This window comes from Dyella sp. (assembly GCF_035685805.1).
Classification (GTDB): Bacteria; Pseudomonadota; Gammaproteobacteria; order Xanthomonadales; family Rhodanobacteraceae; genus Dyella_A.
The window spans coordinates 1-24,547 of the sequence record NZ_DASSAB010000063.1; the positions used below are offsets into that span (position 1 = coordinate 1).

Sequence of the window (24,547 nt, forward strand, 5' to 3'; positions counted from 1 at the left end):
TGGGTCGCCAAGAGAAAGTAACCAAAGAGAAGGCGACCCTCCTCGGCGCTTGCCGGGCTGCGCCCGGCAAGTCCGTGAGCCGCGGCCGGGCTTTTCGACAGTGCATCCATGCACTGGCGAAAAGGCATCGGCATCCATGCCGATGCCCCTGCGGGCCTTTCGACCACGGCTCACCGCCTCACAAGGGAGAGGGAGATCAAAAGCAAGGGCAACAGCCAAAGCCAAAACCAAAGCCAACGCCAGAGCCAGAGCCAAAGCCAGAGCCACCGCCAGAGCCACCGCAACGGTGACGGCGACCGCAGCGGCGGTAGCGGCGGTAGCGGCTGCAATAGCAATAACAGCGGCCACCGCCTCAGCAACAGTATCTACACGGACAACAACGCAAAGGCGATGGTGATCGCCTGAGCGATCGTCGAGCCTTTGCGCGCGACGCGCGTGGCTTTTGAACTTCCCTCCCCTCTGCAGCGGCGGCCGGGCGGAGGATCAGCCCGAAGGGTGGCCGGCATGGATGCCGGCCAGTTTGGCGTCAGTCCATGGATGGACTGTCGACAAACCCCGTAGCCCGGACGCGTACCTCACGGGCCATCGGCCCGGGAGGCGCGGAAGCGGGGTGGCCTTTCTCTTGGTTACTTCTCTTTACTCCGGGCATCCTGCCCTCCGCCCTTCGGGCCGGCTTCGCCGTTCGCGCCTCCGGCGCGTGGCCACGCAAAGAGAAGTGACTCGGCCTCCGTAGGAGGACGAAACCGCTCTTGGCTCTCAGTCTGCAAGACCACCGGACCGCATCGAAGATGCCCAATTACTCAACAACGACCGGAATCTTCCCGATCCGCGCCTGCCACTCCCGCGGCCCCGTCTTGTGCACCGACGTGCCCGCCGAATCGACCGCCACCGTCACCGGCATGTCCTTGACCTCGAACTCGTAGATCGCCTCCATGCCGAGGTCGGCAAAACCGACCACCTTCGACGCCTTGATCGCCTTGGACACCAGGTAGGCCGCGCCGCCGACCGCCATCAGGTAGACCGACTGGTGCTGCTTGATCGCCTCGATCGCCGCCGGCCCGCGTTCGGCCTTGCCGACCATGCCCAACAGGCCGGTCTGGGCCAGCACCTGCTCGGTGAACTTGTCCATGCGGGTCGCCGTGGTGGGGCCGGCAGGTCCCACCACCTCGTCGCGCACCGGATCGACCGGGCCGACGTAGTAGATGAAGCGGCCGGTGAAGTCGACCGGCAGCTTCTCGCCCTTGTTGAGCATGTCGACCATGCGCTTGTGCGCGGCGTCGCGGCCGGTCAGCAGCTTGCCGTTGAGCAGCAGCACCTCGCCCGGCTTGAAGCTGGCGACTTCGTCGGCGGTGATCGTGTCAAGGTTCACCCGGCGCGCGTTGGTCGGGTTGTAGGTGAGCTGGGGCCAGTGTTCCAGCGAGGGCGGATCAAGCGCCACCGGGCCGGAACCGTCCAGGGTGAAGTGCGCATGGCGGGTCGCCGCGCAGTTCGGGATCAGCGCCACCGGCAGGTTGGCCGCGTGGGTCGGGTAGTCCTTGATCTTCACGTCGAGCACGGTGGTGAGGCCGCCTAGGCCCTGCGCGCCTATCCCTAACGCGTTGACCTTCTCGTACAGCTCGATGCGCAGCTCTTCGATGCGGTTGCTCGGGCCGCGGGCGATCAGCTCCTGGATGTCGATGTGCTCCATCAGCGATTCCTTCGCCAGCAGCATCGCCTTCTCGGCGGTGCCGCCGATGCCGATGCCGAGCATGCCCGGCGGGCACCAGCCGGCGCCCATGGTCGGCACGGTCTTGAGCACCCAGTCAACGATGGAATCGGACGGGTTGAGCATGGCGAACTTGCTCTTCGCCTCCGAGCCGCCACCCTTGGCTGCCACGATCACGTCGAGGGTGTCGCCCGGCACGATCGAGACGTTGATCACCGCTGGCGTGTTGTCCTTGGTGTTCTGCCGCTTGCCGGCCGGATCGGCCAGCACCGAGGCGCGCAGCTTGTTGTCCGGATGCATATAAGCCTGACGCACGCCCTCGTTGACGGCGTCCTCCAGCGAGCCGGTGAAGCCCTCCCAGCGCACGTCCATGCCGACCTTGAGGAAGACCGTGACGATGCCGGTGTCCTGGCACAGCGGGCGGTGGCCCTCGGCGGCCATGCGCGAGTTGATCAGGATCTGCGCCATCGCGTCCTTGGCCGCGGGCGACTCCTCGCGCTCGTAGGCGGCGGCGAGGTTGGTGATGTAGTCGACCGGGTGGTAGTAGCTGATGTACTGCAGCGCGTCGGCGACGGACTGGATCAGGTCGGCTTGCTTGATGGTGGTCATGGGCGGACTTTGGCGAGGGAAGCGCCGACGCGCGCGGCGCACAGGCGGCGCATTGTGCCGCAGCCCGGGCAGCCGGACAAAAAAACGGCCGCCCCGGAGGGCGGCCGTGATGTCACCGGCTACCGCCTGATCAGAAGCGGAACTCGGCGGTTACCGTGAACGCACCGATATTGCTGTCGACCGAGCCGAGCGCATTGTCGATGTCGGCCTTGGCGTGGTAGTTGTCGTAGTTCAGGCCGAGGCTGAAGTCGCGGGTGAAGTCGTAGCCCACGCCCACGCCGCCGTACCAGCCGTCGCCGTTGGCGCTGCCGCTCGCATACGCGCCGGTGTAACCGGTTTCCCGGTAGCTGTAGGTCGCATCGGCGCTGGAATGCAGCCAGCCGCCGCGCGCCGACACGTACCAGTGCGGCGCGATCTCGAACCTGCCATTGACGCCGGCCAGCCAGCCGGTGGCATTGAGGTCGGCGTGCTCGTCGACGAAGTAGTCGGCGGCAGCGTTCTGGTAGTGATAGCTCGCCACGAGCTTGCCCAGGTCGACGTAGCCGCCCTCGACGCCCAGATCGACCGCGGGGCCGACGTGCCAGGCGTAGCCGAAGCGCAGCGCGCCGGCGGTGTCCTTCTCGTCGAGCTTGTAGCCCAGGCCATCGGTGCGGCCCACGTGGTACTGCGCCTGGCCAATGCCGGCGTTGATGAAGAAGTTACCGGTGGAGCCGGCGAACGCGGAAGTGGAGGCAAGCGCCAGTGCGCCGACGACTGCGGCGCGGGTGATGAGCTTCATGCGGGGTCCCTGTTCTTTGAGTTGTTCAATGCCCCCGCGCACGTCGAAGGGCGCGCGGGGGCGCGCGGGGGCGCGCAAGGTAACGGAAGCGGTATCGGCCTGTCTGTAAGGCAATGCCGATGCAACCTCGGCCGGCCACGAGGACGCGCCGGCACGGGTCGCTGCGGGCAAACGCCGGTAGGCGTCAGTAGCGGTATTCGAGCTGCACACCCAGCGTCGCGACGTGGCCGTCCACCTGCGCCGCGCCCTGCGAGGCGGCCACGTGGTAGAGGTCCAGGTGCGCGCCGATACTCAGCTGCTCGCTGATGTCATAGCCGCCGCCGGCACCCAGATACCAGCCGTTGCCGGCCGCGCTGCCCTGCCCGCTGGCCACGCCGTCCGCATACTCGTGCACCGACAGCCAGCTGCGCAGCAGGCCGCCGCGCGCGGTCACGTACCACGGCGCGTCGAAGCGGTAGGTGACGTTGGCGCCGAGCAGCGCCGCGCGGGTGTGCACCTGGTCGCGCACCTGGACCTGCCCGATCATGATGCGCTGGCGGTAGCGCCCGAGGTCGGCGTAGCCGGTCTCGATGCCGAACTGCGGCTGGCCACGCCACAGCACGCCCACGCGTATCGCGGCAGCCACGTCGCTACCGTCACGGTCGGCGCCGCCGTTGCCGATGTGCGAATCGGACAAGCCGACGGTGCCGTTGACGAATACCTGCTGGCCGACTGCGTGTGCCGCGTGCGGCAGCGCCAAGACGGCAATGCATGCCGCCACAAGCTTCCTGCTCATGATGCTTCCTTGAAAAGCGATGAATGATGCCGGCCGTGGAACGTGGCCGGCCGCATAGCCTAGCCACTCGGCTCGCGCGTGTCTGCCACCGCCGTCGCGCCACCACGTGCCATTGCCGGGGCTGCCCCGGCACTGGCATCGTGCCGCTTCCTCCTTCCACGGACCTCGCCATGCCGACGCGCCGCTTCATGCAGCTGGACGTTTTCTCCGACCGCCCCACGCTGGGCAATCCGCTGGCCGTGGTGGTCGATGCACACGACCTGGACAGCGATGCCATGCAGGCATTCGCTCGCTGGACCAACCTGTCGGAGACGACCTTCCTGCTGCCGCCGAGCACGCCGCAGGCGGACTACCGCGTGCGCATCTTCACCCCGCGGCAGGAACTGCCCTTCGCCGGACACCCTAGCGTGGGCAGCGCGTACGCGGCGATCGAGGCGGGACTGGTCGACACCGGCAAGCGCGCGCTGGTACAGGAGTGTGCGGCCGGGCTGCTGGCGGTACGGGTGGAGGGCGACGGCGCGGCGCGCCGCATCCACGTGCAGGCGCCGCCGGCGCAGATCGAGCCGGTGGGCGAGGCGCTGCGAGCCCAGCTGCAGGCGGCCCTGCCGGCGGCGCTGCACGAAGGCGAGGCGCATCAGGTGGACAACGGCCCGCACTGGCTGGTGTGCGATCTGCACGAGGCCGCTGCGGTGCGCGCACTCGTGCCGGACATGGCCGCGATCGGCGCGCTGTGCCTGCATCGCAGCGCCGTGGGCGTGAGCGTGTTCGGACGCGAGCACGCAGGCGAGGCGGCCATGGCGGTGCGCGCATTCTGTCCGGCCGACGGCATCCCCGAAGATCCGGTCACCGGCAGCGCCAACGCGGCCATCATGGCTGTGCTCGCCACGCAGCCGGGCGGTGGCGGCTACGGCACGCACTACCGTGCCAGCCAGGGCCGCGAGGTCGGGCGTGACGGGCTGGTGGAAGTGGCGCGCGACCCGATCAGCGGCGCCATCACCGTCGGCGGCGCGTGCGCGCTCACCGTGCGGGGGAGCCTGTCGCTCTGAGCGTTACGGACGGCCAAACCGGCCGCGAAAAATCACCTTGAGCTAACACAATCGGGGCGCAAGCTTGGGCCGCGACGCTGCGATGAGCAGGGGCACGTGGCAGCGCGAAGGGAAATCTGGGGTCGTCATGTTGATGACGCTCGACAGCCGGGCTGGAGGGCGGTCGCCGTGTGTCTGGCGGCGGCAGAGGTGCCTCCACGCTCCATCTCGCTCAAGGAGAACCACATGCTTGCCACGTTCCACCGCACCACCCTCGCCGCCGCCCTCGCCCTGATGCTCGCCGGCACCGCAGCTGCCGTGCATGCGGGCGACAGCCAGTCCGCCGTCGACATGGGCCTGGCGCCCGCCAGTCAGCCGGTCAACGTCACCCTGATGCTCGCGCTGCGCGACGAGGCGGGGCTGGAGCGGTTCATCCAGCAGACCGTCACGCCGGGCAGCGCGAACTTCCACAAGTTCCTCAGCACCGCCGAATTCGCCCGCCGCCATGGCGCCACCGACGCGCAGCTGCGCCGCATGCAGGCCTATCTGGCCAGGCAGGGCTTGCGCAGCACCGTGCTGGACAACCACATCACGGTACGCGTCAGCGGCACGCTGGAGCAGTTCGGCAAGGCATTCCACGTGCCCATCCACAGCTACCGCTCGCTCACCACCGGCAAGACCTTCCACCGGCCCAGCGCAACGCTGGTGATGCCGAGCGAACTGGGCAGCGTGGTCGCCACGCTGGGGCTGAACAACCAGGCCACCTACCTCTCCCATCGGATCAGCACGCCGCGGGTAGCGCAGAAGCAGACCAGCCTGCGCGCGCTGGACGTGCGCGGCATCCGGCCCGGGGCCGCGGGCAATCCCACCGCCACCGGCCAGCCCGGCATCTACACGGTTGGCGACGTGGCGGACTTCTACAACATCAATCCGCTTTACCAGCGTGGCGTCACGGGTGAGGGATCGACCGTGGCCATCGTGACGTTGTCGGACTTCGACCCTGCCGACGCCGAGACCTACTGGAACGCCATCGGCCTCGTGACCAAGCCGCACCGGATCGAGCAGATCCGCGTCGACGGCGGCGGCGCGATCAACGGCGGCAGCGGCGAGACGGCGCTGGACGTGGAACAGGCCGGGGGCCTGGCCCCGTTCGCCGACGTGCTGGTGTACGACGCGCCCAACACCAGCGCCAGCTTCGTCAACGCGTTCGCGCAGGCGGTCTCGGACAACCGCGCCGACAGCATCTCCACCAGCTGGGGGCTACCCGAAGCGTTCAATTTCGCCGCGCTCAACGTCGACGGCGCCAAACCGGGCGACACCCGCGACGCCGGTGACCTGCAGGCATTCCACGAGGTGTTCCTGGAGGCGGCAGCGCAGGGCCAGTCGGTATTTGCCGCCTCGGGCGATTCCGGCGCGTACGACACCGTGCGCAGTCTCGGCGCAGGCACTGGCCTGGGCCAGTTCAGCGCGCCGCTGAGCGTGGACTCACCGGCATCGGACCCCTACATCACCGCGGCAGGTGGCACCACCACCCCCTTTACCTTCTCCTTCAGCGGGCGTCCGCCGGCGTCGATCACCCAGGAGAGCGTGTGGGGCTGGGACTATCTGCAGCACTACATCGATACCGAGATCGGGCCGGGTCTGGTCGACCTGTTCTCGGTGGGCGGCGGCGGTGGCGTGAGCAGCTACTGGCGTCGGCCGATCTACCAGTTCTTCACCCGCGGCATCCGTGCCACCGAGAAAAACCAGGCGCTGGTCTACAACGATCCCACCGACGGCCCGGTGACCTACCTCACCCTGCCCAACCACTTCCACGGCCGCAACGTGCCGGACATTTCGCTCAACGCCGATCCGGAGACCGGCTACCTGGTGGTGGCCACCACCGACGGCGGCGTGGTCAGCGGCTCAGGCGGCACCAGCTTCGTGGCACCCCAGCTCAACGGCATCACCGCGCTGCTGCGGCAGAGCTCGGGGCACCGCGTGGGCCTGTGGAACCCGCAGATCTATTTCCTGCAGAACATCTTCGGCTACGGCCGCTACTCGCCGTTCAACAGCGTCAACGCGGGCGACAATTGGTACTACCACGGCGCACCGCACTACACCCCGGGCGCCGGCATCGGCACGCTTGACGTGGCCAACCTGGACGCGTTCCTGCGCTTCCGCTGGTAGTTCCCCGGCGTACGGAAAAGACAACGGCCGCCCCTGGCGGCCGTTGTTATGTCGCACGGGGGCGGGACCTTCAGAAGCGGAATTGAACCAACCCGGAAAGCATGCCGACGCTGTCGCGATAGCCCTGACCACGCACGGCGTAATGGTCGTATGCCACGCCGATGCCTACATGCTCATTGACGTCGTAGCCCACACCCACGCCGACGTAGCCGCCGTTGCCCGAGAAGTTCTCGCGATAACCATTGAGCTGGCCGTGGAAGTTGTCGTGCATCCAGCCGAGCCGGAAGTGGACGAACATCCGGCTGGGGAAGCGGTAGGTCAGGTTGGCGCCTGCCAGCGGGCCGCGCACGCCGCTGGACAGCCGATAGGTGCCGTAGTCGCCCCTGCCCTGTCCCAGATCCGCGTAACCGACCTCCACCCCGTAGCTCAGCTGGTCGACATTCCACGCATAGCCGACGCGGCCGGCCACGGCGGTGTCAGTGTTGCTCGAGTTGAGGAAGTCGTCGTGGTAAGTCGACTGCCCGACCGACCCATTGATGAAGACCTGGCCCGGGCTGGCGGCGATCGATGCCGTGGAGGCGCAGGACAAAGCCAACGCCGCCGCGGCGATGGTGAAACGCTTGCTCATGGAATGGTTCCCTGTGACTGGCGGATGTCCCACCCGTAACGACGGGCGCGCCGCAGTATGGGCAAGCGATCGAGCGGTTCGTATCGGCAACCCCCTACAGCTCGCGTCGGTGCTTGCCGCGCATGGCACGGACCGACATGATGCGGCTCCCGCATTGCCGCCTCGACGCTCAGGAACCATCGCGCATGCCCCCTTCTCCGAACGGTTACCTGCGCAGCATGCGCATCGGCGACGCCGCGATGGTCGTCATCGGCGGCATCATCGGCGGCGGCATCTTCCTCAACCCGGGCATCGCGGCACAGCGCACCGGGTCGGGGCTGGCGCTGCTGGCGATGTGGGTGGGCGCCGGCGTGCTCACGCTGATCGGCGCGCTCTGCTACGCCGAACTGGGCGCGCGACGGCCCCGCGCCGGCGGCATCTACGTCTACCTGCGCGAGGCGTTCGGCCCGCTGGCCGGGTTCCTGTTCGGCTGGACCATGCTGCTGGTGATCTACTCCGGCTCCACCGCGGCGGTGGCCACCATCTTCGCCAGCTACGCGTCGGCGCTGTTCGGCCTGCCGGCCCGCGCGGCCACGCCGCTGGCGGCGGGTGCGCTGGTGTTCGTGGCCGGGATCAACCTGTTCGGCATCCGCCTCGGCGCGCGGATCCAGAACGCCTTTGCGCTGCTCAAGCTGCTGGCCGTCGCCGCGCTGGTCGGCTGCGGCCTGTACCTGGCGGGCGTGGGCGGCGGCGGGCACGCGGTGCTTGCCGGCGATCACGCCCGCGCCGGTGCCGGCTTCATGGGCGCAGCGCTGCCGGTGCTGTTCGCCTATTCCGGCTTCACCTACCTCAACAACCTCGCCGGCGAAGTCCACCAGCCGCAACGCACGCTGCCCCGGGCGCTGTTCCTGGGCATGCTGGTGGTGATCGTGGCCTATGCGCTGGTGAACGTGGCCTACCTCGCGGCGCTGGGACACGACGGCCTGGCGGCCAGCACGGCGCCGGCCGCCGAGGTCATGCAGCGAGTGTTCGGCACCGTCGGCGCGAAGGTGATCGCACTGGGCATCGCCATCTCCACGCTGGGCTTCTGCAACATCACGCTGGTCGCCGGCGCACGCGTGCTGCAGGTGATGGGCGAGGACGGGCTGTTCTTCCGCTCGGTGGCACGGCTGCACCCGGTGCACCGCACGCCGAACCTGGCACTGGTGCTGCTGGCGGGCTGGTCGATCGTGCTGGTACTCACCGGCAGCTACGGGCAGCTGCTGGACTACGCCACCTTCGCCGACTGGCTGGCGTGCGCAATCGGCGCGGCCACGCTGTTCTGGTATCGCCGCCACGACACCGGCAGCGCCAGCTTCCGCGTGCCGGGCTATCCGCTGCTGCCGATCGTGTTCATCGGCGTGATCGCCTGGGTGGTGATCGAGACCATGCGCAGCAATCCGGTGAACGCCGGGATCGGCGTGCTGATCATGCTGGCGGGGGCGCCGGTATATGCCGTCTGGCGCTGGCGCCACCCGCTGTCACAAAACTGAACAAATCACCACAAAACCGCGACTTAGCCTCAAGTCGGGCGTGCTGGCGCCGATAGCGGGACCGAGCGGACTTTTCCGCCTTTCCCCCGAGGTTGTTCTCCGATGTTCCGATTCCCTTACCGCGCCGCCGTTCTGGCGCTGGCGCTTTCGGCTGCCTGCACCGCACACGCCGGCGACGATGAAACGTCCTACCGCTTCTCCGGCTTCGGCACCGCCGGATATGTCGCTACCAATACCAACGATGTCTCCCTGGTCAATCCCGGCCAGCTCAAGGGCGCGCGCAAGCACGGCTCCGCGCTGGTCGACTCGCGCGTGGGCGGCCAGCTCGACGTGACCTTCAACTCCACCGTGAGCGCCACCGTGCAGGCCATCGCACAGCAGGATACCCACGGCCGGTTCTCGCCGCAGCTCGAGTGGGCGTTCCTGCGCTTCAAGGCGACCGACAGCCTGTCGCTGCGCCTGGGTCGCCTGGGCTGGCCGGCCTATCAAGTCTCCGACTACCGCTATGTCGGCTACGCCAACCCGTGGGTGCGCGCACCGCTGGAGGTCTACAGCCTCGCGTCGCTGGATTATTTCGAAGGCGCCGATGCCAGTTGGACCCACGACCTGGCCGGCGGCTACCTGACCATCAAGGGCCTTGTCGGTCACGCCTCCACGGCGTATCCGGAGACCAGCGACCGTGCCGGTCGCCTCAAGGTCAACCAGCTGGTAGGCAGCTACATCACCTACGAGATCGGCAACCTGCGCGTGCGCGGCGGCCTGAGTACCGGCAAGGTGACCTTCGACTCCAGCAGCACCACCGCGCTCTACAACGGCCTGTACCTGACCGGTTTCGGCCCGGTGGCCGATCGGCTGGATGCGGACAACACCCGCACCACCTTCATCAGCCTGGGCGGCACCTACGACGCCGACAACCTGCTGATTACCGGCGAGTACGCCAAGCTGCGCTCGGACAGCCTGCTGGGCCACGCCAATGGCTGGTACGGCACGTTCGGCTATCGCTTCGGCAAGGTCATGCCGTACGTCACTTACGCCGGCTACACCAAGCGCGACGACAGCAACGACTACCCGGCCGTGCCGGCGTTCGGCCCGCTGATCCCGCTGGCCAACGGCGTCAACGGACTGATCACCGGCAACAGTCAGCACAGCACCTCGCTGGGCGTGCGCTGGGACGTGGCGAGCAGTGTCGCGATCAAGGCGCAGGTCGACCACGTCCGCCCGTCGGACCAGGGCGGCACGTTTGCCAAGGTGCAGCCGGGCTTCGACGGACACGCGGTGAACGTCTATTCCGCCGTCGTCGACTTCGTGTTTTGAGGAGCTGTCCCATGAAGAGCATCCCTACCTGCCTCATTGCAGCGGTGCTGGCCATGGCCAGCGCACCGTCCCTGGCCGGCGTCGTGATGGTGGTGAGTGCGAACAGCGAGACCACCAGCCTGAGCAAGGAAGACGCCGCCGCGTTGTATCTGGGCAAGACCACCGCCCTGCCCGGCGGCGGCAGCGCCAAGCTGTACGACCTGCCGGACAGCAACCCGGCGCGCGAGCGTTTCTACCAGGCCGTGGCGGGCAAGTCCGCCAGCCAGGTCAAGGCGGTGTGGTCGCGCCTGGTGTTCAGTGGTCGCGTGCTGCCGCCGCACGAGGCGGCCAATGACGCGGCCGTGATCAAGGCCGTGGCGAGCGATCCCCACGCCGTCGGCTACGTCGACAGCGGCGCGGTCGATGCGTCGGTGAAGGCCGTCCTGAAGCTGCCGTAAGACCGAACCGCAGCCGGCCACGCGCCGGCTGCGGCCGTACGCCCCCCGGAGTACCCGATGAAGTTCAAAACCCGCATTCTGCTGCTGCCGGCGACCACGCTGGCGCTGTTCCTGGTCGGCTGGCTGGCAAGCGCCACGCTGGCCACGCGCGCATCCAGCGCCGTCACCTCGCTCGGCGCGGTGGACTATCCCTACCTCGAGGGACTCAAGCAATTCGACACCCTGTTCGAGCGCACCACGCAGACCGTGCAGAGCGCGGTCGCCGAAGGCGACAAGAGCAAGCTCGACGACGTCAAGGACATCGCCGACCGGCTGCATGCCCAGCGCGACCAGCTGGCGAAGTTCGGTGACCACGCCAAGGTAGCCGCTGCGCTGGGCGGGTCCTACGACACCTACGTCACCGCGGCCACCCAGGCAGCCGAGGTGATGCTCGATCCAAACGGCAACCCGGGTGACAAGGTGGCCGCGATGCAGGATGCACAGAAGACGCTCGAGGGCGCGCTGGCGAAGGAGCTCGCTGCGGGTACCGCTCGCGTGCAGCAGCGGCTTGCCGAATCGCGCGAGGGTGTGCGCCACGTGGTGCTCTCCAACACGGTGACGGCGGTGGCGATCGTGCTGGTGCTGGTCCTCGGCGCGTGGTTCGTGCTGCGCGCGATCGCGCGTGACCTGGGCGCGGAGCCGGAGTATCTGCGCGCCATGGTGGAGCGCATCGCCGATGGCGACCTGCAGCATGACGACCATGCCGCCGCCCACCACGCATCGGTGCTCGGCAAGCTGCAGGCGATGTCAGCGCGACTGTCGGACATCGTCGGTTCGATTCGCAGCGTGTCGCAGGAAGTCGGTGAAGCCTCGGCACAGATCGCACACGGCAACGACGATCTCTCGCGCCGGACCCAGAACCAGGCCGCCAGCCTGGAAGAAACCTCCTCCTCGATGGAGGAGATGACGGCCACGGTACGCCAGAACGCCGAAAACGCCCAGCAGGCCGACCAGCTGGCCCGCAATGCCCGGCAGCAGGCCGAACAGGGTGGCCAGGTGATGGTGCAGACCAGCGCTGCGATGACCGCCATCGAAGGTTCCAGCCGGCAGATCGCCGACATCGTCGGGCTGATCGACGAGATCGCCTTCCAGACCAACCTGCTGGCGCTCAACGCTGCGGTGGAAGCGGCTCGCGCCGGCGAGCAGGGCCGCGGCTTCGCCGTCGTCGCCACCGAGGTGCGCAACCTGGCGCAGCGCTCGGCCGGCGCCGCGAAGGAGATCAAGGCGCTGATCAACGACAGCGTGGAAAAGGTGAAAGCGGGCAGCGAGCTGGTGCAGCGGTCCGGCCGCACGCTGTCGGAGATCGCCGGCAGCGTCAACCGCGTCACCGACATCGTGGCCGAGATCGCTGCAGCCAGTCACGAGCAGGCCGCGGGCATCAACCAGGTGGGCAACGCGATCACTTCGATGGACGAGGACACGCAGCAGAACGCGGCGCTGGTGGAACAGGCCGCCGCGGCCAGCCGCGCCATGCAGGAGCAGGCCAGCCTGCTGGTCCGCGAGGTGGCGTTCTTCAAGGTGGCGTCCGCTGCCGGCGCCGGAGCCGCACAGGTGCCGGCCGACGAACCATCGTCCGCACCGAGCGCGGACATGTCGTCGCGGCCAGCCCCGCCTCCGCGCGCAGCGCGCGGCGTGCAGCTCGCTCATGCGGCGGCCGACGCGGGGCAGTGGCAGGAGTTCTGAGCGATGGCGCCGCCCCGCGCCGGCCGGCATGAACGGCTCCGTCCGGGCCGGGGCTGCCGCGCGCGGGCGCCAATGCCACAATAAGGGAATCACTGAAGGAGATTCCCTTGATGGCGCAGGTGCGGGACCCCGATCTGGCGAACGAGACGGCTGACGCGATCGTTCCGGAAAAAGCCCGCGCCGGCATTGCGCTGCAGATCAATGGCGAGTCCTTCCGCCACACCGGCGATCCCGGGATGCCGCTGCTGTGGTATCTGCGCGACGTGCTGCAGCTCACCGGCACCAAGTACGCCGATGCACACGGCATCGGCGGAGCCGATCTGGTGCTGGTGGACGGCAAGATGGTCTCCGCCATCACGCAGCCGATGGCCCAGCTGGCCGGCAAGCGCGTCACCACGGTCGAGGGTTTGGCTGCGCCGGACGGCACGCTGCACCCGCTGCAGCAGGCATTCATCGACGAGGACGCGATCGGCTGCGGTTATTGCATCCCCGGCTGGTTGATCGCCGGCGTCGACCTGCTGCGTCGGCATCCGCGTCCGGACGATGGCGACATCGACACCCTGCCCAACCTCTGCCTGTGCGGCTGCCAGACGCGGGTGCGCCGCGCCATCAAGCGCGTCGGCGAGCAAACCGGAGCAAAGGCATGAGCGGCCCGATGGCGCTCTCGCGCCGACGTTTTCTGCAGGTGCTGGCCGGTGCGGCCGGCGCGCTGGTGGTGGGCATTCCGCGGCTGGATGCTGCCGATGCACCGGTGCCGGCCGGGTGGCTGGGCGACACGCTGTACGGGCTGGGCGCCTACGTGCGCATCGATGCCGACGGCAGCGTGCTGATTGGCGCGCGCGATCCGGACACCGGCACCGGCGTGGCGACCGCATTGCCGCGCATCATCGCCGACGAACTGGATGCGGACTGGAGCCGGGTCAAAGTGCTGCTGCTGGATGCTCCGGCGGAAGCGGCCAAGGGCGAGCCGGACTTCGTCTATGCCCATCAGCTGGGGGGTACCGGCACCTCGATCCCGGCCGCGTGGGGCGACTTGCGCCAGGCCGGCGCACTCGCCCGCTGGCTGCTGCTGCAGGCCGGTGCGCGCCAGCTCGGGTTGCCGGCCGGCGAACTGCGTTGCGATGCCGGCCACGTGGTGGCGCGCGATGGACGCCGACTCGACTACGGCCAGCTGGCCGCGGCGGCCGCGAAGATCGATCCGCCGCGCGGGCCCGTCCCGCTCAAGACGCCCGACCGCTACACGCTGATCGGCCAGCCCGCGGGCGACGTCGACGCGCGCGACATGGTCACCGGCCGGACCCGCTTCGCGCTGGACGCCATCAGCGACGACGCGCTGGTGGCCGTGCCCACGCATTGCCCCTGGCCCGACGGCAGCCTCGAGCGCATCGACACCAGCAAGGCGCTGGCGATCAAGGGCGTGGTCAAGGTGCTGCAACTGGCACCGGAACCCGGGCAGCCCGCGGGCACCACGCCAATGGCACCGTCCGTGGTGGTGGTAGCCGAAAGCGTGTGGGCGGCGCTGCAGGGCCGCGCCGCGCTGGAGCTGAAGTGGAAGCCGCCCGCGCACGCGGTCGACAGCACCGCCGCGCTGGAACAGCAGGCGCTGGCGCTGGTCGACTCGGACGCGGCGCCGAGCGCGCGCGTGCGCGACGACGGCGACGTCGAGGCGGCACGCAAGAAGGCCGCGCGGCGCATCGAGGCAACCTACGTGCAGCCCTGGCTGGCCCATGCCACGCCCGAGCCGACGAACTGCACGGTGCGGCTGGAGAAGGACCGCGCCGAACTGGTGGTGCCGACCCAGGCCCCGCACGACGCCTGGCGCGTGGTGCAGCGACTGACCGGACTAGCCCCCGCGCAGATCACCATCCACGTGCCGCGCGTCGGCGGTGGCTACGGCCGCCGGCTCGACCACGACTTCGTCGCCGAGGCGGTGATGCTGGCCAAGATGCTCGACAAGCCGGTGCGCCTGATGTGGCCGCGCGAAGAAGACCTCACCCACGATTTCTATCGCTCCGGCTGCGTCCACGCGATGCAGGCGATCATCGACCGCAAGCGCCAGCTGCTGGCCTGGACGCAGCGCATGGCAAGCGCCTCGGCGCTGGCCGGGCGGGCGGTGCCCGCGCGATCGTGGATGTCCGAGGCCGATCCGGCCCAGCTGCCGGCCGGCCTGGTGCCGAATTTCCGCAGCGACTGGTATGCCGTGCCGTCGACGATCCCGCGCGGGCCGATGCGCGGCATGCCCGACGTGGCCAACGCGTTCGCCGCCGAGAGCTTTGTCGACGAGATCGCCCACGTGATGCGCGAGAACCCGCTCGACACGCGCCTGCGCATCATCGGCGAGCCGCGCCAGCTGCCGCTGCCCGGCGGCGGAGCGCTGGACACCTGGCGGCTCGCCAACGTGCTGAAGCTCGCCGCTGAGCGGATCCAGTGGGACAACTGGCTGCGCACCGTCAACGGCCTGGGCATCGCCGGCTGGCACATCGGCGGCGCCTACGTGGCGCACGCAGTGGAGGTGTCGATGCAGGGCGAGCAGCTGACCATCGAGCGGGTGGTGTGCGTGGCCGACGTCGGCCGCGTGATCAACCCGCTGGGGCTGCAGGACCAGCTCGCCGGCGCCACCCTCGCCGCGCTGTCGCAGGCACTGCATCTGGCCATCACGGTGAAGGACGGCCAGGTGCAGCAGCACGACTGGAAGGCCTACCCGCTCGCCACGATGGCGCAACTGCCGGACGCGGTGGAGGTAGTCGTGGTGGCCGACAACGATCGGCCACCGACCGGCGCCAGCTTCCTGGCCATGCCCACCGCGGCTCCGGCGCTGGCCAATGCGGTGTTCCGCGCCACCGCGGTGCGGGTACGCCGGTTGCCGCTGATGAAGGAACTGCTGCGCCTGCTGTAGCCCGTGCTCCGGCGCGGCGCCAGGCTGCCGGCACGCCGCCGCCGGCGGCGCATCCGTAGTCGGCGCCCGTCCGTATGTTGGGGCCATGCCCCAGCCCGCTCTCACCCCACCAGCGCATGACCTGAACCCCGCTGACGGCGCCGTGCTGCGCGAAGCCCGCGCCGCAGCGGACGTCGCACGCTTCCCTGGCTTCCGGGTGGCGTTCGCGCGACCTCCCCGGCCCCGCGCGGCGACGCACGCGCCATGAGCACGACATCCCTTGCCGACCGCCTGCTGGACACCGGGTCGCTGGTCGAGCCCACCTTTCCGGCTGGACGCGAGGCCGCGCTGGCGCGCCTGGAAGCGGTGCGGCCCGGCGACTACGCGCGCAGCCGCAACGCGCTCGATGGCGCGGTGACCGGGCTGTCGCCCTATCTCACGCACGGCGTGCTGACCTTGCCCCACGTGCATGCCGACCTGGTGGCGCGCTACCGGCTCGACCCGTCGCACAAGCTGGTGCAGGAGTTCGGCTGGCGCGAGTTTTTCCGGCATGCGTGGCAGTGGCGCGGCGACGCCATCTTCCGCTCGCTGCACGCAGGCCCGCTGCCGGAGCGCGCGTACGCCCGCGAGCTGCCGGCGGACATCCGCGAAGGGCGCACCGGGTTGCCGGTGATCGACCGCACCGTGGCCGCGCTGTACGCCACCGGCTACGTGCACAACCACGCGCGCATGTGGCTGGCCAGCTACGTGGTGCACCTGCGCAAGGTGCACTGGCGGGTGGCGGCGGACTGGTTCTACGCGCACCTGCTCGACGGCGACCTCGCCAGCAACCATCTGAGCTGGCAGTGGGTGGCCGGCACCGGCAGCCACAAGCCCTACCTGTTCAATGCCGACAACGTGGCGCGATTCGCCCCGCGCGAATGGCACAGCCCCGGTACCGCCATCGACCGCAGCTACGAGGCGCTGGACCGGGTGGCGCGCAGCGCGGATGTGGTGGTGGCGGCCGGGCGCAGCCTGACCCGCCCCGCGCTGGACGAGCCGCCGCTGCTGGCCTCGCCGCCGGCCGCATACGGCTTCGGCGCCCCGGACCCCGCAGCCGTGGCGGGGCGACCGGTGTGGCTGGTCCATCCGTGGTGCCTGCGTGCGCCACTGGCGGACCTGCCGCCAGGCACGCTGCCAGTGGCGATCGGCGTGGCGTCGTGGCATGCGTTGTGGCCCTGGTCGGAGGCGCGCTGGGCCTTCGTTGCCGGGCAGCAGCAGGCGCTCGCGCCCTTGCGCTGGTTCGCCGGGACGCCGGCGCTGCGCGCGGCGCTGGCCACCGCAAGCAGCGTGCACGGGGTGGACGAGCCTCATCTGGCGCGCGAACTGCGCGAGCTTCGCGACGATGTGCAGCTGCGTCCGGCCCCGCAGCTGTTCGCCCCGGTCGAGCGCCTCTGCCACAGCTTCTCGTCGTGGTGGAACCGCACGCGGCTGGAGCCGAGCGCGTACTGATCCCGGCCGACACACCGCGGCGTGATGCCGCCGTCACGGCCCCGGCACATGCATTGTGTGCAACATAATTGCTTGAAATGCATTCGGCCGGTCCCACCTCGGACCGGTCTGCAACCGTTTCCGCCTGTTCATTGCAAGGAGTATCCATGAGCGATCACGCCGCATCCGTCGACGTCCTGTTCCAGCCGATCACCGTGGGCGAGCTGAAGCTGCCCAACCGCATCGTGATGGCCCCGCTCACCCGCAATCGCGCGGGCGAGGGCAATACCGTGGGCGACCTGCAGGCCACCTACTACAGCCAGCGCGCCAGCGCGGGGCTGATCATCGCCGAGGCCACCCAGGTGGTGCCGGAGGGCCAGGGCTACATCGCCACGCCCGGCATTCATTCGTCCGAACAGGTGAAGCACTGGAAGGAAGTGACCGATGCCGTGCACGCCGCCGGCGGCCGGATCGTGCTGCAGCTGTGGCACGTGGGCCGCATCTCGCACACCTCGCTGCAACCGGGCGGCAAGGCGCCGGTGGCGCCCTCGGCGATCCGTGCCGATGCGAAGGTGTTCACCGCCGACGGCTTCGCCGATGTCTCCGCGCCCCGCGCGCTGGAGCTGGACGAAATCCCCGCACTGGTGGACAGCTTTCGCCAGGCCGCGCGCCACGCCATCGAGGCGGGCTTCGACGGCGTCGAGGTGCACGCCGCCAATGGCTATCTGATCGACCAGTTCCTGCGCGACAAGTCCAACCGGCGCACCGACGCCTACGGCGGCAGCATCGAGAACCGCACGCGGCTGCTGTTCGAGATCTGCGAGGCGGTGGCCGGGGAAGTCGGCGCGGGTCGCACCGGCGTGCGGCTGTCGCCGCTGACCTCGTTCGGCGACGTCGCCGACAGCGATCCGCAGGCGCTGTTCAACCGTGCGGTGGCTCGCCTGGCCACGCTCGAGCTGGCCTACATCCACGTGATCGAGGGCGAGACCGGCGGCGACCGCTCGCCGCAGCCGTTCGACTACGCGGCGATGCGCAAGCCGTTCAAGGGCGCGTGGATCGTCAACAACGGCTACGACCGCGCCATGGCGATCGAGGCCGTGGCCGGCGGCAAGGCCGACCTGGTGGCGTTTGGCCGTCCGTTCATCAGCAACCCCGACCTGCCGCACCGGCTGCGCGAGGATGCGCCGCTGAACGCGCTGGACGGCGACACGCTGTACGGTGGCGGCGCCAAGGGCTACACCGACTATCCGGCAATGGCCTGAGCCACGGCGCGGCGCGGGCCGGCCACTTGATGGCTTGTCCGCGCCGCGCGCGTGCTGCACCCTCGCGCCATGACCCGCCCCCATTCCACGCCTGCGGTCCCTGCCCCGCCCGCCGATGACGCCTCGCCGCTGTGCCTGAAGCGCCAGCTCTGCTTCGCGTTGTACGCGGCCAGCAACCGGGTGACCCGGCTGGCGCGCCCCGCGCTCGATGCACTGGGCCTCACCTACCCGCAATACCTGGTGCTGCTGGTGCTGTGGGAACACGCGCCGTGCACCGTGGGCGAGATCGGCCATGCGCTGATGCTCGATTCCGGCACGCTCACTCCGCTGCTCAAGCGGATGGAGGCCAACGGCCTGCTTACCCGCACGCGCGACCCGGCCGACGAGCGCTGCGTGCGCATCGCGCTGTCGCCGCAGGGGCGCGCGCTGAAGCGGCGAGCCGCGGAGATTCCCGCCGGCATGCGTGGCCAGCTGGGGCTGCCGCCGGAGGCGATCGAATCGTTGCGCGAACAGCTGCACGCCCTGCTGGCGGCGATCGAGCCGCCCGCGGACGAGCGCTGAGCACGATGCTCGACACCACCGCGATCAACCAGCGCATGACCCGGTTCGACGGCCACGAGGCCGTGTGGCTGTTCGGCTACGGCTCGCTGATCTACAAGACCGACTTCCCCTTCCTGGAGCGCCGCCCGGCGCAGTTGCGCGGCTGGGAGCGCCGTTTCTGGCAGGGCTCGCACGACCACCGCGGCACGCCCGATGCGCCCGGGCGCGTGGCCACGCTGGTGCCGCGCGAACACGCGCTGTGCGCGGGCATGGCCTACCGGATCACGCCGGCCACCTTCGCGCCGCTGGACCATCGCGAAAAGAATGGCTACCTGCGTCTCGCCACCACGCTCACGCTGGACGACGGGCGCGAGGTGGAGGGCGTGGTCTACATCGCCACCGCCGACAACGCGGCATTCCTCGGGCCGGCCAGCGACCAGGCGATCGCACGGCAGATCGCCGCTGCACGGGGCCCGAGTGGCCCCAACCGCGATTACCTGCTGCAGCTGGCGCATGCCCTGCGCGAGCTTGGCGCCGATGACCCGCACGTGTTTGCGCTCGAACGCGCGCTGCGCGAGCTCCCGCTGCACGCACCGGCCTAAGGGCGCGTTGCGTCGCGCTGCGCGCCGCTGCTGGCTGCGGCGACGGCAGTTTCCTCCCAACGCGAACGTGCCCCGGCGCCTGCCCCGGCGGTGCGCGGGAGCGGCATCGGCCTCCTTTCGCCGCCGTCCAGACAGTACGTGCGACCAAGGCAGCGCCGCGAAGGCGCGATCGTCAGCGGCGCACGGACGTCGCGGCAATGCGCAGCGCGCCGCTAGAACTGGTCGCTTGCGGGCACCCACGAACTGGACGACCGCGCCGGTGCGACCGCCGGGGTCGGCGGCGCCCCGGCGACGTCGGCGCAGCCCGGCGGCAGCGGCCCGCCGGCGACGCGCGCATTGGCGCATTGCACGGTGTTGTCCAGCACGATCGGCGCGGCCGGCGCCGGCGCACTGGCCGCAGCGGGGGGCGGCGGCGCCAGCGGTGCGGCGGGCAGGTTGAGCCGCTGGTAGATCTCCGGCGCCAGCGGCTTGGGCGGCGGATCGGGGTTGTGGCAGCCGAGCAGGGCCATCGGGAACAGCGGCATCGCCGCGCATTCGATCCGCACGCCCCGGGGCAGGTGGAAGGTGTGCTTGACGGTGGTTTTTTCCACCGCGTGGCGCAGCGCGGTGTCCAGCGCGCTCTCGCCCTCCGGTGCCCAGTCCTGCTCGAACCGGGTGGGCTTGTAGCCGATACGGGGTGCGCGGTGTTCCATGATCTGCACGTCGCCGTGCGGCTTGAGCTGGATGTAGTCCCCCGGCCGCCCGCTGGCGGCACCGGCCGCGGCGTTGCCGGCGTCGCTGCCGGCAGGCTCGGTGCCCGCGGCGCGTCCCGGCGCCGGCAACGCGATGCTGCCATCGGCGCCGACCACCGGCGTGGCCGCCTCGACGCCGCGCGGCGAACCCGGCGTGGCCGTGTCGCTGCCCTGGTCGGTGGCATCCGGGGCGCTGCTGGCGTCGGTCGCGGCAGCGTCCGCGGCGGCGCCTTGCTCGGTCGCGCCCGGCTTGTCCGTGCCCTGATCGGCTGCGCGCTGCGCGGCCGTACTCTGCTCGGCGGCGCGGGCGTCCGCCTGGCTTGCCTCAGCGGTGGCGCGCTCGATGTCGGGCGAACGCTGCGAGGTGTTCGCGGGCGCCGGCCTGGCCGGAGCGTCCGCTGCGTCGGCCACGGCGGACGGCGGCGCGGGCGTGGGCGGAGCGGCGACCGGCTCGGGCATCGCCTGCGGGCGTGCCACCGTGAGTGTCGGCCGCGGCGGCGCGGGCGTGTCCAGCCGTGGCGCCTCCGGCGCCGGTGCCTGCGGCCGCTCGATCAGGCTGGGCGCCAGCGGGGCCAGCGGCACCGCTTCCAGCGCGGGCTCCGGCGCCGCCAGCGGCACCGCCGGCACCTGCACCTGCGGTCGCTGTGCGGCAACCACCGGCGTCGGCGCGGTGATCTGCGGCGCCAGGATCACCTGCGGCGCCGGCTGCGCCGGCAGCGGCACCGGCTGCAGCTCGGGCACTGGCGGCGCCGCGGGCGCGGTCACCTGCGGACGCGCCAGCACCACGCTGGCGGGTGCCGGCCCGGGCAGCACGGGCGGGTCCAGAACCACGCTCGGCGGCGCCACGGCAGGCAGAGCCTGCGGCGGTAATGCCGGCATCGCCAGCGAGGCCGACGGCGGGATCGGACGCGTGCCCTCCCGCTGCGGCTTGCGCGGCGGCTCGGGCTGGAATGCCGGCGGTACGGGCTTGGCCACGGCTGGCGTGTCCAGCGTGATCTCGGGCGGATTGGCAGCCATCGGCACCGGCGCGAGCTCCGGTGCAGGCGGGGGCGCAGGCAGGCTCAGCGGCGGTGGCGGGGCGGCCGCCACCGGCTGCGGCACGGGCACGCGGGTGTGGCTGGCGATGTCGATGACCGGCGGCTGCAGCGTTGGCACCGGCAGCGGCTCGGCGGACGGCACCGCCGGCAGCGCGGGTTCGGCCACCGCGGCGGGTGCCGTGGCGCGCACCGCTACGTGCGGAGCGCTGCCGCGGTGCACCGGCCCGCGCCGCTTGGGCGGCGTGCCGCGCACCGGCGGCGGGGGCGGCGGCTCTTCTTTCTTCTTCTCGATCAGGCGCACCAGCAGCGCATCGCCGGGGCGATCCGGCGGCAGGGGCGGCACATAGGCCGGTCCAAGCACCGCGCCCAGCAGCACGATCAGGTGCAGCAGCAGACTGCCGATCAGCGCCACCACCCGAAGGCCGCGATCGCGCGGCTTCTGCCTGGTACGGCGCCGATAGACCCGCGCGCGTTCAGCCGCCTCGCGGGGCGACTCGAGCATCACGACGGGGCGGCGGACCGACGGGTCCGGAGGCGGCAGCGGCATCGGGCCAGTGTAACGGCGTGCGCCGTCGCGGCGGGCCCGACCGCCGAGCCACACCGGCGCGCCGCCGCGACGGGACGGGCGACACGCCCGCTGTGCGGATCAGCGCGCCGGGTCCACCGCCGGAGCGGCGGCGGACTTCGCCGCGGCCGGTGCGCCACCTTCCCGCGCCCGGCGTGCGGTGTCGGCCGGACACCACGTGGGCAGCCGCTTGCCGGCCCGCCAGGTGGCGATGCATTGGCGCACCTCCTCCTCCACGGCACGGGCCGGCGTGTCGGTCGGGCAGCCATACGGCAGCGGCCCCTCGCTGCGCCACGCGGCGATGCAGCGCTGCAGCGACGGCGGTGCGGGCGGATGCGGGTCCTTCGCCAGCGGCGCCGCGGGCGCCATGCTCAGGCGCTCGTCGCCATCGTTGGGCGGCGGCGGCGCGGGCGGATCCGAACACCCGCCCAGCAGGCTGCACTTCAGATGCACGCCGTGCGGCAGGTTCACCGCGTGCTGCTTGAACAGCGGCCGGGCCACCTTGCGCAAGCCTGCCTGCGCGGCGTTCTCCCCCGGCGGCGGAAAGTACTGCTCGAAGCGCGTCGCCTTGTACGGCAGCGGCGAGCGATGCGCCATCACCTGCATGTCGCCGGTGGGCTTGCGCTGCACGTAGCCGGGCGCGGCGGTCGTTGTCGTGCTCGCGCTGGCGGGCGGAAGTTGCGCCATGCCATTGCGATCGAACAGCTGCGGAGCAAGCGCCACGCTGGCGGAGGTGGCCGGCGCCGGCACGGCGACTTCCGCGCGCATCGCGTCCGCACGGGCCGGCTCACGCACCGGTCGCGGCGGCGGCACGGCGGGTGGTGCCGGGGCGACCGCAGTGGCGGCCGGGCGGCGTGGGATGAAGCGCACCTGCAGCACCGGCGCGGTCGCCGCGGCGGTATCGACAGTGAACACGCGCGGCGGACCGGGCTGCGTTTCGTGCCACAGCACCAGCGCGAACAGCGCATGCAGCGCGGCCACCAGCAGCCACGCCAGCAGGCGCGGCCGCCGCGCCAGTGGCGCAGTCTCGCGCCGGCGCAGCGCGCGCAGCAACTCGCGCGTGGACGCATCCAGCGGCGCGAGGCCGCCGCGCGGGGGACTCCAGCGATGGGGTTCGAGCGGGGCGCGGTCGATGATCAATCCCTTCGGCACGGCATGGGCCACTCGCCGGACTCCTGGCGAAGCCAGCGCGCCCGGCAAGCATCGCGACCGACTCAGACACGCGATGTCGCAGGGGGTTCCCCGCGTTGCCGCGAGCGCTGCCGGGCGCGGCGTGGGTCGCGGGCCGACTAAAGTCCAAGCCGGCTGGCGCCAAGCGGCGACACGATCGGCGTAGAGTGCTCGACATCGCGCCGCTCGCGTCCGCTTGATACGGCGCACCGGGCACATGGACCGCCGGCCGATCTTCCATCGCTGCAGTACGTGCAACGCCTCTCTCACGGAACGGCAGGCATCGCCATGATCAAACGTCTTCTGCTCGGGCTCATCGCACTCGTCGTTCTCGCCGTGGCGGGGCTGTTCGCGCTCGCCTGGCGCAGCGCGATCGATCCCATCGCGCCACCGCAGGCGAACAGCTTTGCCACCGACCTGATCTCGCGCGGCGAGGTGCTTGCGGGGGCTGGCTACTGCGCCAGCTGCCACACCGCCCGTGCCAACCAGCCGTACGCGGGCGGTTATGCCATGGTCACGCCGTTCGGCACGCTCTACTCCAGCAACATCACGCCGGAGCCGGACACCGGCATCGGTCGCTGGTCGGAAGCGGCATTCGTGCGCGCCATGCGCAAGGGCGTGGCGCGCGACGGCTCGCACCTGTTCCCGGCGTTTCCCTACCAGCACTTCAACCTGGTTTCCGACGAAGACCTGCACGCGCTATACGCCTACCTGATGACACGCGTGCCGGTGAAAGCCGCCACGCCGGCGCCGGACATCCCGTTCCCGCTCAACGTGCGTGCGCTGCAGGCCGGCTGGAAGCTGCTGTTCTTCCGCGACCGCGCGTTCGCGCCACAGGGCAGCAAGGGCGCCGAATGGGACCGCGGCGCGTATCTCGCCGAAGGCCTGTCGCACTGTTCGGCCTGCCACAGCCCGCGCAACAAGCTGGGCGCGGAAAAAATGGGCGATGCGCGCTATACCGGCGCCGCGGTCGATCGCTGGTACGCACCCGCTCTCACCGCGGCCAATCCCGCGCCGCTGGCATGGACCACGGCGGAGATCGAAACCTACCTGCGCCAGGGCGGCACGGCGCTGCACGGCGTGGCGGCCGGATCGATGTCGCAGGTGATCCACCAGGGACTGGCGCGGCTGCCGGACCGCGACATCCACGCCATCGCGGTGTACTTCGCCGACCGCATGGCCGGCGATGCCGGGGGCGCCGGCACCGACGCGGCGCTGGCGCAGGCGATGCAGCGCGCCAGTGCGCCAGTGGCGGCCGACGCCGATCCGGGCGCACACCTGTATGCCGCCGCCTGCGCCTCTTGCCATTACAACCGCGGCACGATGCCGGCCGCGGTGCGGCCGGAGCTGGGCCTCAACAGCGCACTGACGAGTCCCGATCCGTCGACACTGATCCAGGTGATCCTGCACGGCGTGGGCGTTGACGAAGGCCTGCCGGCAGTGGCGATGCCCGCCTACGCGCACGCCCTGAACGATCAGGAGATCGCCCAGCTCGCCGCATGGCTGCGCCGCACGCAGACCGATCAGCCGCCGTGGACCGATCTCCCGGCCAGGGTCGCCGCACTGCGCGCGCCCGACGGCGGCGCCCGCGGCCAGCACTGACTTCCTTTCCACTACTTTCA

At 70.6% G+C, this 24,547-nt stretch carries 20 protein-coding genes; 14 read left to right on the top strand and 6 right to left on the bottom strand.

All coding sequences use genetic code 11. The features are described 5' to 3' along the window. The first annotated feature begins 108 nt into the window (after positions 1-108). Positions 109-405, top strand: a complete 297-nt coding sequence (locus VFG40_RS17655) for a hypothetical protein (protein WP_324899995.1) — start codon at positions 109-111, stop codon at positions 403-405. 391 nt (positions 406-796) lie between these two features. On the opposite strand, the gene VFG40_RS17660 is transcribed toward VFG40_RS17655, so the two are convergent. The 3 genes from VFG40_RS17660 to VFG40_RS17670 form a co-directional block, all read right to left on the bottom strand. After that, positions 797-2,314: a fumarate hydratase gene (locus tag VFG40_RS17660; RefSeq protein WP_324899997.1), complete on the bottom strand. Its 1,518-nt coding sequence runs from the start codon at positions 2,312-2,314 to the stop codon at positions 797-799. A 130-nt stretch (positions 2,315-2,444) separates the two neighbouring features. Continuing rightward, positions 2,445-3,092: an outer membrane beta-barrel protein gene (locus tag VFG40_RS17665; RefSeq protein WP_324900000.1), complete on the bottom strand. Its 648-nt coding sequence runs from the start codon at positions 3,090-3,092 to the stop codon at positions 2,445-2,447. Positions 3,093-3,276: 184 nt separating this feature from the next. Next, positions 3,277-3,867 (bottom strand): outer membrane protein, encoded by a 591-nt coding sequence (locus tag VFG40_RS17670; protein WP_324900002.1) that lies wholly within the window; start codon positions 3,865-3,867, stop codon positions 3,277-3,279. A gap of 170 nt (positions 3,868-4,037) precedes the next feature. On the opposite strand from VFG40_RS17670, the gene VFG40_RS17675 reads away from it, so the two are divergent. Next, positions 4,038-4,913, top strand: coding sequence for a PhzF family protein (locus tag VFG40_RS17675; protein ID WP_324900004.1), 876 nt, complete (start codon positions 4,038-4,040; stop codon positions 4,911-4,913). A gap of 225 nt (positions 4,914-5,138) precedes the next feature. Further along, on the top strand, positions 5,139-7,061 hold the full coding sequence (locus VFG40_RS17680) for a S53 family peptidase (RefSeq protein WP_324900006.1): 1,923 nt from the start codon (positions 5,139-5,141) through the stop codon (positions 7,059-7,061). 70 nt (positions 7,062-7,131) lie between these two features. Here VFG40_RS17680 and VFG40_RS17685 read toward each other — a convergent pair whose 3' ends face one another. After that, entirely contained in the window at positions 7,132-7,689 is a 558-nt protein-coding gene (locus tag VFG40_RS17685; RefSeq protein WP_324900008.1) for an outer membrane beta-barrel protein, read from the bottom strand. 185 nt (positions 7,690-7,874) lie between these two features. On the opposite strand from VFG40_RS17685, the gene VFG40_RS17690 reads away from it, so the two are divergent. The 10 genes from VFG40_RS17690 (at position 7,875) to VFG40_RS17735 (ending at position 19,422) form a co-directional block, all read left to right on the top strand. Beyond that, positions 7,875-9,200 carry an APC family permease gene (locus VFG40_RS17690; protein ID WP_324900010.1) on the top strand — a complete coding sequence of 442 codons (1,326 nt, stop codon included), beginning with the start codon at positions 7,875-7,877 and terminating at the stop codon, positions 9,198-9,200. 102 nt (positions 9,201-9,302) lie between these two features. Beyond that, a complete protein-coding gene (locus tag VFG40_RS17695; protein ID WP_324900012.1) occupies positions 9,303-10,514 on the top strand; it encodes a hypothetical protein in 1,212 nt (403 codons plus the stop codon). An 11-nt stretch (positions 10,515-10,525) separates the two neighbouring features. Next, complete coding sequence (locus VFG40_RS17700) at positions 10,526-10,951, top strand: type 2 periplasmic-binding domain-containing protein (protein WP_324900014.1); 426 nt, start codon at positions 10,526-10,528, stop codon at positions 10,949-10,951. A 57-nt stretch (positions 10,952-11,008) separates the two neighbouring features. After that, complete coding sequence (locus VFG40_RS17705) at positions 11,009-12,673, top strand: methyl-accepting chemotaxis protein (protein ID WP_324900016.1); 1,665 nt, start codon at positions 11,009-11,011, stop codon at positions 12,671-12,673. Between the two features lie 110 nt (positions 12,674-12,783). After that, positions 12,784-13,320, top strand: a complete 537-nt coding sequence (locus VFG40_RS17710; protein WP_324900018.1) for a (2Fe-2S)-binding protein — start codon at positions 12,784-12,786, stop codon at positions 13,318-13,320. After that, positions 13,317-15,569 (top strand): xanthine dehydrogenase family protein molybdopterin-binding subunit, encoded by a 2,253-nt coding sequence (locus VFG40_RS17715; protein ID WP_324900020.1) that lies wholly within the window; start codon positions 13,317-13,319, stop codon positions 15,567-15,569. Before VFG40_RS17710 ends, VFG40_RS17715 begins: the two co-directional genes overlap by 4 nt. Positions 15,570-15,812: 243 nt before the next feature. Beyond that, a complete protein-coding gene (locus tag VFG40_RS17720) occupies positions 15,813-17,039 on the top strand; it encodes an FAD-binding domain-containing protein (RefSeq protein ID WP_324900023.1) in 1,227 nt (408 codons plus the stop codon). A gap of 146 nt (positions 17,040-17,185) precedes the next feature. Beyond that, positions 17,186-18,280: an alkene reductase gene (locus VFG40_RS17725; RefSeq protein ID WP_324900025.1), complete on the top strand. Its 1,095-nt coding sequence runs from the start codon at positions 17,186-17,188 to the stop codon at positions 18,278-18,280. A 69-nt stretch (positions 18,281-18,349) separates the two neighbouring features. Further along, positions 18,350-18,841, top strand: coding sequence for a MarR family winged helix-turn-helix transcriptional regulator (locus VFG40_RS17730; protein ID WP_324900027.1), 492 nt, complete (start codon positions 18,350-18,352; stop codon positions 18,839-18,841). 5 nt (positions 18,842-18,846) lie between these two features. Next, positions 18,847-19,422, top strand: coding sequence for a gamma-glutamylcyclotransferase (locus VFG40_RS17735; RefSeq protein WP_324900029.1), 576 nt, complete (start codon positions 18,847-18,849; stop codon positions 19,420-19,422). 212 nt (positions 19,423-19,634) lie between these two features. Here VFG40_RS17735 and VFG40_RS17740 read toward each other — a convergent pair whose 3' ends face one another. Beyond that, positions 19,635-21,692, bottom strand: a complete 2,058-nt coding sequence (locus VFG40_RS17740; protein ID WP_324900032.1) for a hypothetical protein — start codon at positions 21,690-21,692, stop codon at positions 19,635-19,637. A 144-nt stretch (positions 21,693-21,836) separates the two neighbouring features. Continuing rightward, positions 21,837-22,919 carry a hypothetical protein gene (locus VFG40_RS17745; protein ID WP_324900034.1) on the bottom strand — a complete coding sequence of 361 codons (1,083 nt, stop codon included), beginning with the start codon at positions 22,917-22,919 and terminating at the stop codon, positions 21,837-21,839. A 294-nt stretch (positions 22,920-23,213) separates the two neighbouring features. Between VFG40_RS17745 and VFG40_RS17750 the strand changes: the two genes are divergently transcribed. Then, entirely contained in the window at positions 23,214-24,527 is a 1,314-nt protein-coding gene (locus VFG40_RS17750; RefSeq protein ID WP_324900036.1) for a c-type cytochrome, read from the top strand. Positions 24,528-24,547: the final 20 nt, after the last annotated feature.